Genomic DNA, 7,002 nt, shown 5'->3' with positions numbered 1-7,002 from the left:
CACGGGTAGGGCCACCGTGTGGTCCACCGGCGCCTCGGCATCGACGGACTCCACGACGTCCACGGGTGTTTCGGGGTCGATGGTCGGCATGATCTGCGTGACCGACTCGGCCTGCGTGACCGACTCGGCCTGCGTGACCGGCTCGGCCTCGGTGACCTGCTCAGGGGCCGAGGCCTCTGCCGCGCCGAGATGGGCAGCGGCGACAGCAGCTGCCGCTGCCGGGGCGGCTGCCATTCGGGCCACTGGCCGGCCCACGACCTGCCGGGAGGGCCACGGAGCCACCTGTCGTGCGTAGTCGCCGGGGTTGGTGGGGCCCTGGTCCTCGTTGAGCGTCAGCCGGCAGAGGGCATCGAGGTCGCGCGGCACGCCGGCAGCGACCTCCGAGGGGGCCGCGACGCCACCGGGCGCTCGCGGCGCTGCCGCCAGACCCGAGCTCCCGGCGCCGAGGGGCCAGAGGCCGGTGAGCCCGGCGTACGCGAGGGCGACGACACCGACGGCGTCGCGCCGACCGGCATCCTCGGCATCCGTGCTCTCCTCACCGATCCGGACGGCGGCGGTCTCCAGGCCCCGCAGTCGAATGTCGCCGTCCGGGGTGCGCAGGACGTCCTCGGGCTTGAGGTCGAGGTGGTGCATGCCGCGGTGGCGGGCGGACTCCAGCGCCGCCGCGACCTCACCGGTGATGCGGCGCACCTCATCACCGGGCACCCCGCCCTCGTCGACCAGCTGGGCGAGGTCGCTGGCGTCCTCGAGGTCCTCCTCCACGACGTAGGCGACGTCGTCGTCGTGCCCGACGTCGAGGATCCGCACGAAGACGGGATGGCTGAGCGACCCGGCGCGGCGAGCGGCGTCGAGCAGGGCGGCGGTGCGGTGGTCGTCGTTGCCGATGCACAGGACCGAGACGCGTCGCCCGAGGGTCGTGTCATCGGCTGACCACCGCTCGGTGCCGTGACGCTCCTCCAGCCGCTGGTGAACGGTGTAGCGACCGCCCAGGACGGTGCCGGGTCCAACACCCCTCACCGCTGCTCCTCTCGCTCGTGACCTCGACGTGCTTCACACCTCACGCCGGATCTGCCGACGGGTGACCTCCTGCCATCCTAGGCACGCGGGGGTCAGCGACGTCGGAGCCGACGTGTGACGGGCTGGAGTGCCGTCGAGATCTCGCGCACACCGAGCAGACTGGCCACCCCCCACGTGACGCCCAGCTGGATGGCCCCGGCCGCGCCCAGCACGAGCCCGCCGGCCAGCAGCCCGGACGCACCGCGCGTCTCGCCGAGGTCGGGGAAGAGCCGCCCGATCGCCAGCAACAGCCCCACGGCGGTCACGATCGCGGGGAGCAGCAACAGGACGTAGGTGCGGGCCGTGGAGCGCAGACCGAGGTTGCCGATCATGCGCCGCAGCACCCAGAAGCCCACGGCGGCGGACACGACGAACGCCAGCACCTGACCGGCGCCGAGCACCATGGCGGTTCTCGCAGGCTCGACCTGGAGGGCCACCACGGCACCGATCGTGGCGACGCCGGTCGTGACGCACTGCAGGCGGAACGACATCCACGTCATCTCGTGGGCGTAGAAGACCCGGTCGTTGAGGTAGGTCCAGCTCATCGGGATCGCCATCCAGGCGATGACCGAGAGGACGACCGCGATGGCCCGAGTCTGGTCGAGGCTGTTGCTGAAGAAGAACGTCGAGGTGATGTAGGGGGCCAGGACCGCCAGGAAGACGCACCCCGGCACGATGATCACGGCGGGCAGGCGCAGCCCCTGGTCGTGGTAGCGGCGCACCTGGCGGGTGTCGTCACGACTGGCTGCCTCCGACAGGCTCGTGTAGAGCGCCGTGACGAGCGAGACCGTGATGAGGCCGTGCGGCAGCATGACGATGAGGAAGGCGTTCTGGTACGCCGCCAGACCCGAGACGCTCTCACCGAGCACCTTTCCCCGTTCGGTGGCCCCGGTGAGGACCCGTGAGGTCACGACGTACCCCAGCTGGCTGACGACGAGTGATCCGAAGGTCCACTTCGCGACCTGGCTCACCTCGCCCAGCCCGTGACCCCGCACCCCCCAGACGGGTCGGTACCGGAAGCCGATCCGGCGCAGCGGGATGACCAGGGCCAGCGCCTGGATGGCGATCGACAGCGTTGCCGTTCCGGCGAGGATGCCGATCATCGCCGGGGTCCAGTCCGCCGGGGACGCCCCCGACGGGTAGCCGGCCTGCATGAACCACACGAGACCGGCCACGGCCACGACGTTGGCCAGGGCCGGGGCCCACATGAAGCCGGCGAAGCGCCCGTTGGCGTTGAGCACCTGCCCGAGGATGGTGAACAGACCATAGAAGAAGAGCTGCGGCAGGCAGATGACGGCGAAGATCGTGGTCAGGCGCAGGGCAGCGGGGTCGTCGAACTTCGCGTACACCCGTACGAGGAGGGGGGCTGCGAGCATCAGCGTCACGGTGGCCACGGCGAGCACCGCCAGGGTCAGCGTGATGATCCGGTTGACGAACTCGTCGCCGTCGGGGCGCATCTTGGCCCGCACGATCTGGGGCACGAGGATCGCGTTGAGCGCGCCCCCCGCGAGGAGCAGGTAGAACTGGTTGGGCAGCGTGTTGGCGACATTGAACCCGTCAGCGGCATACCCCGTGGCGCCGACGACGCCGGTGAGCAGCGCTGCCCGCACGAGCCCGACGGCCCGGCTCACCAGTGACCCGGACGCCATGATCGCCCCGGAACGGCCGAGGCTCGGTGATGGTTGGGACGTCATTGGTGTCGGGGCTCTCGTCGGGGGAGCGGGCTCAGCAGGATGCCGCGTCGCCGGACAGTCGCTGCCAGGCGAGTCGGGCGATCCGCCGCTCGTTGGGGAAGGTCAGGTGGCGGTGGGCGTCCCGCAGGGGCAGCCAGGCGACGTCGATCGCCTCGTGGTCGGGGTCGTTCTCGATGGTCAGGTGCCCACCCGTCGCCTCGAGCAGGTAGTGGTGCACGTACTTGTGGATGCGGCGCTCCCCGGCAGCGAACCAGTAGTCGATGGTGCCGAGCTCGATGAGCACCTTGCCCTCGATGCCCGTCTCCTCGGCCACCTCGCGGGCCGCCGTCTGGGGCAGGGTCTCGTCGCCCTCGATGTGCCCCTTCGGCAGGCACCACTCGATGCGGCCCGCGCGGTTGCGTCGGGCGATGACGGCGATCCTGGCCTCACCCTCGTGCACGTCGACGACGACGCCCCCCGCGCTGCGCTCCTCGACCGCCGGGAGCCGACGAGCGGACATCCCGGGGTGGTCGGCGGCGGCGTGGCTCATCCGGTCACTGTAGCCAGTGGGGTCACCCGGGGCGGGGTACCCCGCCCCCATCGGCGCGGGCCGCATACCCTTGGTGCTCGTGCCCACCCGTCAGCCCTCCGCCGCGCTCCTTCGTCGGGCGGTGGCGCACCTCGCGCCGTCCATCCCGGCGCTGACCGACCTCGGCACCCGGTTCGCGGATGCCGGTCACGACCTCGCGCTCGTCGGCGGGCCCGTGCGCGACGCGCTCCTCGGGCGGTCGGTGAGCGACTTCGACTTCACGACCTCGGCACGACCGGACGAGACCGAGGCGCTGCTCGCCGCGTGGGGCACCGCGACGTGGGACATGGGGCGCGAGTTCGGCACGATCGGCGCCCGCCGCGCCGACATGGTCGTCGAGGTGACGACCTACCGGGCCGACGCCTACGACGGCCAGACCCGCAAGCCGATCGTCGCGTTCGGCGACTCCCTCGAGGACGACCTCGTCCGGCGTGACTTCACCGTCAACGCCATGGCGCTGCGGCTGCCCGACCTCACCTTCGTCGACCCGCACGGCGGGCTCGCCGACCTCGAGGACCAGGTGCTGCGCACGCCCTCCGCCCCCGAGGTGTCCTTCGGTGACGACCCGCTGCGGATGATGCGTGCCGCACGCTTCGTCGCCCAGCTCGCGTTCGTGCCGACCCCTGAGGTGTTCGCCGCGATGCGTGAGCTCGCGCCGTCCATCGAGATCGTGTCCGCCGAGCGGGTGCGCGACGAGCTCGTGAAGCTGGTCCTCGCCCGGCATCCGCGCGCCGGCCTCGAGCTGCTCACCGAGAGCGGGCTCGCCGCGCTGGTGCTGCCCGAGCTGCCCGCGCTGCGCCTCGAGGTCGACGAGCACCACCGGCACAAGGACGTCTACGACCACTCGATGATCGTCCTCGAGCAGGCGATCGACCTCGAGGGGCCGGCCGACGGCCCGCCGGAGTCGGTGCCCGGCCCCGACCTCGTGCTGCGCCTCGCGGCCCTGCTCCACGACATCGGCAAGCCGGCGACCCGGCGCTTCGAGAGCGGCGGGGGGGTCTCCTTCCACCACCACGAGGTCGTCGGCGCCAAGCTCGTGGCCCGCCGGATGCGCGCGCTGCGCTTCGACAAGGAGACCACCAAGGCGGTGGCCCGCCTCGTCGAGCTGCACCTGCGTTTCCACGGGTACGGCGACGGTCAGTGGACCGACTCGGCCGTGCGCCGCTATGTCACGGATGCCGGGCCGCTCCTGCCGCGCCTGCACCGGCTCACGCGCGCCGACTGCACCACTCGCAACGTGCGCAAGGCGCGCCGCCTGGCCGCCACCTACGACGACCTCGAGCTGCGCATCGAGCGACTCCTGGAGCACGAGGAGCTCAAGGCCGTGCGCCCCGAGCTCGACGGCAACGAGATCGCCGCGGTGCTCGGCATCCCCCCGGGGCCCGTTCTCGGGCGGGCCTACAAGTACCTGCTCTCGGTGCGCCTCGACGAGGGCGTGATCGGGCCCGAGGCCGTGACGGAGCGGTTGCGCGCCTGGTGGGCCGAGCAGCCCGAGGCCGCCGGGGGCTGACCCGCTTTCTTGGGCCCTGATCAGGGCCCACGGACCCATCACGGATGCCGGGGGGCGACGTAGCGTCGCAGGCGTCAGTGAGGTCTCGGTTGGGGGAAACGATGCAGGCAGCGCAGTCGCGGCGTCGGCGCGAGCGGGGAGCGGTCGGCCTCGAGTACGGCGCCGTCATCGCCATCGCGGCCCTCGTGGTGGGCCTCATCGCCTTCTCCGTCTCCTCCGCCGGGGCGGACGTTCGCGGACACGTCTGTCGGGCCGTGGCGAACGTGTTCCAGCTCGAGGCGTCGTGCGGCGGCGGCGGCGAGAGCGCCGAGGAGCCCCCGGAGGAGGAGACGTTCGAGCCGGAGAAGTGCCTGATGCACGAGAGTGGTGACGAGTACAGCTCGGTCATCAAGATCGGCTTCATCGAGATCGGGGAGAACGCCGGCTTCGTCGTCACCGAGTACAGCGACGGCAGCGTGACGATGATGGCGACCAACGGGGCGGAGATCGGGGCCACCGGCGGGTTCGGGGCCGACGCGGCCTGGGGAGAGCTCGAGGCCGGGGCCAAGGTCGACTTCGGCGCGAACGTCGAGTTCGACTACGGCAGCACGTGGCACTTCGAGGACATGGCGCAGGCCGAGAGCTTCCGGGAACAGCTCGACGACTACCTGTACGACCAGTGGGCCATGACCCACCCCGTCTGCGGCATGGGCGTGTGCATGCCACGGCCCACGACAGGAGCCCAGCCGCCGCCGGTTCCGACCACGAAGTTCTCCGGGGTCGCGCTGAACGTCGACGTCAACGCGGCGTTGGGCATCAGCCGGACCACCGGCACCGCCCCGCTGACCCAGGCCAGTCTGACCGAGCAGGGTATCGCGAGCACGTTGTCGGGGAGTGCCCACTGGACGACGACCACCGACACGGGCGGCACCCCTGACGACCCCAGCGACGACACCCGCACGTACGTCACCGACCTCTCGCTGAACTCCGAGGTGACCGGCCAGGTGGCGCTGGCAACGGGTGGGTTCGGGTCGATGGTGGGGATGTCCTATGCGGTCAAGAAGGACGGCGAGGGCAACATCATCGAGATCCAGATCGTCTCGACCAGTGAGGTCACCGGCGGCCCCGGGGGCAACGTCGACGGCGGGGTCACCCAGGGCCAGGGCCAGAACCAGACCGGCGGCGGGGGCTCGGTGAGCGGCGGCACCACGCAAGGCGACGTCGTCGTCACCGAGACCACCCTGGCGATCGACCCCGACGACGCTGCCAGCCAGCAGACGGTGCGGGACTGGATGGGCGGGAACGGTGACTTCGAGTGGCCTGGACTCATCTCCTTGAACATGGTCGACCCGTCCACCGCGGACCCCGACAACGCCTTCGCCATGCTCCTGCACAACAACGCGACGAGCAGCACGATCGCCTACGACAAGGTCACCGACGTCGCCGGGTTCGCCCTCAACGTCAAGTTCGGCCTGGCGTTCGGTGTCGACTTCTCCGCCGAGAACTCCGAGACCACGGCATCCGAGGCCACCTACCTGGGAGCGCCCCGCCCTGACGGGACGAGGCCGATCCTCGACTACACCGAGTGCGTGTCATGATCGGCAGCCCTCGACCCACCCCAACCGCGACGAAAGGTCCTGCCGTGCCCCTCCTGCGACGAACCGTGCTGGCCGCGACCCTGGCGCTCACCGTCGCTGCGGGCGCCGGCTGCTCCGGTGGCAGCGAGTCGTCCTCCGGTGATGCCCCGGCAGGCTGGACCTCGGTCACCGACGAGCGCATCACCGTCCAGCACCCCAGCGACTGGGCGTCCGAGCCGCCGTCCGGGGAGACGTGGACCCACCGCTTCGTCGGCGACGGCATGGAGATGCAGGTCGCCGGGTCGTTCAGTGACGACGAGACGGCATCCTTCGCCCTGTCCAGGCTCGACCTGCCCGCCATGGTCGAGCTGGACGCGTACGACGGTGGGGGAGCCACCGCGATCGAGGTCGAGGGTGCCGACAGCGCGCTGCGCAGTGACTTCACCTACGAGGTCGACGGCACCCCGATGAAGGGGGTGTGGCTCATCGCCGGCCAGTGGCCCAACCCGGGGACGGCCGTCGTGACCATCACCGGCGAGCGGCTCGACGACGCGGTCATCGAGCACGTCGTCGACACGATGACCTTCAACCGGCGCACCTCGTGACCCGACCGCCAGC

General features: G+C 71.2%; 6 protein-coding genes. 3 read left to right on the top strand and 3 right to left on the bottom strand.

Going from position 1 to position 7,002, the window contains the following annotated elements; genetic code table 11:
* The 3 genes from PLL68_RS05120 to PLL68_RS05110 form a co-directional block, all read right to left on the bottom strand.
* Positions 1-1,017, bottom strand: a 1,017-nt coding sequence (locus PLL68_RS05120; RefSeq protein WP_502910672.1) for a protein kinase domain-containing protein, incomplete at its 3' end; no start/stop codon positions are given.
* A gap of 92 nt (positions 1,018-1,109) precedes the next feature.
* Complete coding sequence (gene murJ, locus PLL68_RS05115; protein ID WP_324532269.1) at positions 1,110-2,750, bottom strand: murein biosynthesis integral membrane protein MurJ; 1,641 nt, start codon at positions 2,748-2,750, stop codon at positions 1,110-1,112.
* Positions 2,751-2,781: 31 nt separating this feature from the next.
* Complete coding sequence (locus PLL68_RS05110) at positions 2,782-3,279, bottom strand: NUDIX hydrolase (protein ID WP_159902213.1); 498 nt, start codon at positions 3,277-3,279, stop codon at positions 2,782-2,784.
* A 64-nt stretch (positions 3,280-3,343) separates the two neighbouring features.
* Here PLL68_RS05110 and PLL68_RS05105 point away from each other — a divergent pair, with 64 nt between their 5' ends.
* From PLL68_RS05105 to PLL68_RS05095, 3 genes are all read left to right on the top strand, one after another.
* A complete protein-coding gene (locus PLL68_RS05105; RefSeq protein WP_486657895.1) occupies positions 3,344-4,828 on the top strand; it encodes a CCA tRNA nucleotidyltransferase in 1,485 nt (494 codons plus the stop codon).
* A 101-nt stretch (positions 4,829-4,929) separates the two neighbouring features.
* Positions 4,930-6,405 carry a hypothetical protein gene (locus PLL68_RS05100; protein ID WP_324532264.1) on the top strand — a complete coding sequence of 492 codons (1,476 nt, stop codon included), beginning with the start codon at positions 4,930-4,932 and terminating at the stop codon, positions 6,403-6,405.
* Positions 6,406-6,449: 44 nt separating this feature from the next.
* Positions 6,450-6,989 carry a hypothetical protein gene (locus PLL68_RS05095; RefSeq protein ID WP_324532262.1) on the top strand — a complete coding sequence of 180 codons (540 nt, stop codon included), beginning with the start codon at positions 6,450-6,452 and terminating at the stop codon, positions 6,987-6,989.
* Positions 6,990-7,002: the final 13 nt, after the last annotated feature.

The sequence above is a fragment of the Ornithinibacter sp. genome, from assembly GCF_035443565.1.
Lineage (GTDB): Bacteria > Actinomycetota > Actinomycetes > Actinomycetales > Dermatophilaceae > Fodinibacter.
This window is presented reverse-complemented; position numbering and strand designations above follow the sequence as displayed.

What these genes read in the sequence shown, in the direction of transcription:
- murJ (WP_324532269.1), bottom strand. Translation starts at nt 2,750, where the DNA reads ATGACGTCCCAACCATCACCGAGCCTCGGCCGTTCCGGGGCGATCATG.
- PLL68_RS05110 (WP_159902213.1), bottom strand. Translation starts at nt 3,279, where the DNA reads ATGAGCCACGCCGCCGCCGACCACCCCGGGATGTCCGCTCGTCGGCTC.
- PLL68_RS05100 (WP_324532264.1), top strand. Translation starts at nt 4,930, where the DNA reads ATGCAGGCAGCGCAGTCGCGGCGTCGGCGCGAGCGGGGAGCGGTCGGC.